Consider the following 2,764-nt stretch of genomic DNA (forward strand, 5'->3'; position numbering starts at 1 on the left):
GACCCCAGGGCAAGCCGCGCGTCTGGCGGCGGAGCTGGGTGTGGACAAGGTCTACACCGACCCACAGCAACTGCTCGACGACCCGGACATCGACGGCATCCTCATCGCCGCCCCCGCCCGCAGTCATGCCGAACTGGTGATCAGCGCCGCCCGCGCCGGCAAGGGGATTTTCTGCGAGAAACCCATGGCCATCACCCTCGATGAAGCCGACCGCGCCATCGCCGCCGCGGCCGATGCCCGTGTGATCCTGCAGGTCGGCTTCAACCGGCGCTTCGCCAAGAGCTTTCGCAGCGCTCACCTTGATGTTGCCGCAGGACGCATCGGCACCCCGCAGTTGCTGCGCTCACTGACCCGCGACCCGGCGCTGAACAACCCTGGCGCCTCACCGCAATGGGTGATTTTCCTGGAAACCCTGATCCACGACTTCGACACCCTGCGCTACCTCAACCCCGGTGCCGAAGCGGTGCAGGTGCAGGTGATGGCCGACGCGCTGATCGCCCCGGAATACAAAAGCCGAGGCTTGCTCGACACCGCCGTGGTCACGATCCGCTTCGATAACGGTGCGATTGCCACCGCCGAAGCCAGCTTCCAGGCCGTGTATGGCTACGATGTACGCGGTGAAGTGTTCGGCAGTGCCGGCATGCTGACCATGGGCGGCGTGCAGGCATCCGACCTGGTACGCTACCAGGCCCAAGGCATCCAGGCCGACACCCAACGCCTGGACACCGACCTGTTGCGCGACGCCTACATCGCCGAGCTCAACCACTTTGTCGACTGCCTGCGCAGCGGCGCCAAACCCCTGGCCAGCGGTGAAGATGCCCGCGCCGCCCTGGCGATTGCGCGCGCGTGTATCGAGTCCTGCGAGCAAGGCACGGCGGTGAGCCTGTGATCCCGTTCAAGCTGGCGGTCAGTGCCGAAATGGTATTCCTGGACCTGCCGTTCGTGGAGCGGGTCAAACGCATTCATGCACTCGGTTTCAGCGCCGAAATCTGGAGTTGGACAGACAAGGACATCAACGCCCTGGCCACGACAGGCGCGGACTTCACCTCCATGACCGGCTACATCAGCGGCACGCTCACCGACCCTGACGGTATCCGCCACTTGCTCGACAGCGCCCGCGAATCCTTGAGCGTTGCCGAGCGCCTCAACTGCCCCAGCCTCAATCTGCACGGCACCGGCCTGGGTGACGGCGGCCTGCCGGTGCAGCCCGTCAGCCACACCTCCGGGCGCATGTGGCTGAGCGCCTGCAAGACCCTGGAAAAGATCGCACGCCTGGGCGAGGACGCCGGCCGTGTGTTCCTGCTGGAAAACCTCAACACCGAGCTGGACCACCCCGGCACCCCGTTCGCCCGTGCCGCCGACACCCTGGCCCTGATCGAAGCGGTGGGCAGCGCGCATTTGAAGATGAACCTGGACCTGTACCACGCGCAGATCGGCGAAGGCAACCTGATCGAACTGATCCAGCGCGCAGGCCCCGCCATCGGAGAAATCCAGGTGGCCGACGTGCCCGGACGCCAGGAGCCCGGCACCGGCGAGATCCACTACCCGGCGATTGCCAGGGCGCTGCATGCCATGGGCTACAACGGCGTGGTCGGCCTGGAAGGCTGGGCCAGCGGCGACAGCGACAGGGCCCTGGAGCGTTTCCGCCAGGCGTTCACCCTATAACAACAAGAGGAACACCTCATGCATCGCTATTCATTGATCGTGGCCACACTGTTACTGCTGTTGAGCCAATCAAGCTTTGCCGCGTATCGCATCGGCGTGAGCATCGCGCGGGTCGACGATAACTTCATGACCTACGTGCGCACCGGCCTTGAAGCGGCCGCCACGCAACAGGACGTGCAGATCCAGTTCGAGGACGCCCAGGGCGACGTGGTGCGCCAGCTCAATCAGGTCGAAGGTTTCCTCAACCAGAACGTCGACGCGGTGATCGTCCTGCCGGTGGACACCGCCGCCACCGCCAACATCACCCGTGCCGCCGCCGCCAGCAACACCCCGCTGGTGTACGTCAACCGTCACCCGGATGAACGCACATTGCCCAAGGGTGTGGTCACCGTGGCGTCCAACGACATTGAGGCCGGGCAATTGCAGATGCGCTACCTCGCGGAAAAACTCGGCGGCAAGGGCAACGTGGCGATCATCATGGGCGACCTGGCGCAAAACGCCACCCGCGACCGCACTGAAGGCGCCAGGCAGGTGCTCAAGGAATTTCCGGGCATCAGGATCGTTGAGCAGCAAAGCGCCGAATGGCAACGCAGCAAGGCCATGGACCTGACCAGCAACTGGTTGCTGGCGGGCACCCAGTTCGACGCGATCGTGGCCAACAACGATGAAATGGCGATTGGCGCGGCCATGGCGTTACAGCAGGCGGGCAAGGCCAAGGGCGAAGTGGCGATTGTGGGGATCGACGGCCTGCCCGATGGACTGGCGGCGATCCGGCGCGGCGTGCTCAGCGCATCGGTGTTCCAGGACCCCAAAGCCCAGGCGACCCAGGCCGTGCAGGCGGCAGTGCGGATGATCAAGGGCGAACCGATTGAGTCGGAGGTGTGGGTGCCTTTCGAGCTGATCAAGCCCGAACAGGTGGCCGTCTTCGAGCAACGCTACAAATAAATCGAAGACAAGCCCCTCCCACACAAACAACGTATCCACGATGCGAAGCGAGCCGCTCTTGCTCTTGATCTGCTTTTGATCTCAGGCGCCCCGTTAAACCACGCTGGCCGAACGCAGGCTTGAATCCGTGGGTAACCCGGCAGGACGCCGGGTT

The 2,764-nt window shown here is 64.4% G+C and carries 3 protein-coding genes; all 3 read left to right on the forward strand.

Annotation, left to right across the window (positions count from 1 at the left end):
• The coding region (locus BFP96_RS21710) for a Gfo/Idh/MocA family oxidoreductase (protein ID WP_065936988.1) at positions 1–889 on the forward strand (889 nt) is incomplete at its 5' end.
• A gap of 29 nt (positions 890–918) precedes the next feature.
• Positions 919–1,665: a TIM barrel protein gene (locus BFP96_RS21715; protein WP_065936993.1), complete on the forward strand. Its 747-nt coding sequence runs from the start codon at positions 919–921 to the stop codon at positions 1,663–1,665.
• An 18-nt stretch (positions 1,666–1,683) separates the two neighbouring features.
• The gene (locus BFP96_RS21720) at positions 1,684–2,610 is read left to right on the forward strand and encodes a sugar ABC transporter substrate-binding protein (RefSeq protein WP_065936989.1); all 927 of its coding nucleotides are present in this window, start codon (positions 1,684–1,686) and stop codon (positions 2,608–2,610) included.
• The last annotated feature ends 154 nt before the right edge of the window (positions 2,611–2,764 follow it).

The organism is Pseudomonas sp. 34 E 7 (genome assembly GCF_900005715.1).
GTDB lineage: Bacteria > Pseudomonadota > Gammaproteobacteria > Pseudomonadales > Pseudomonadaceae > Aquipseudomonas > Aquipseudomonas orientalis_A.

Bases quoted from the DNA above. Each gene is read 5' to 3' on its own strand.
- BFP96_RS21720 (WP_065936989.1), top strand. From the start codon at position 1,684: ATGCATCGCTATTCATTGATCGTGGCCACACTGTTACTGCTGTTGAGC.
- BFP96_RS21715 (WP_065936993.1), top strand. From the start codon at position 919: ATGGTATTCCTGGACCTGCCGTTCGTGGAGCGGGTCAAACGCATTCAT.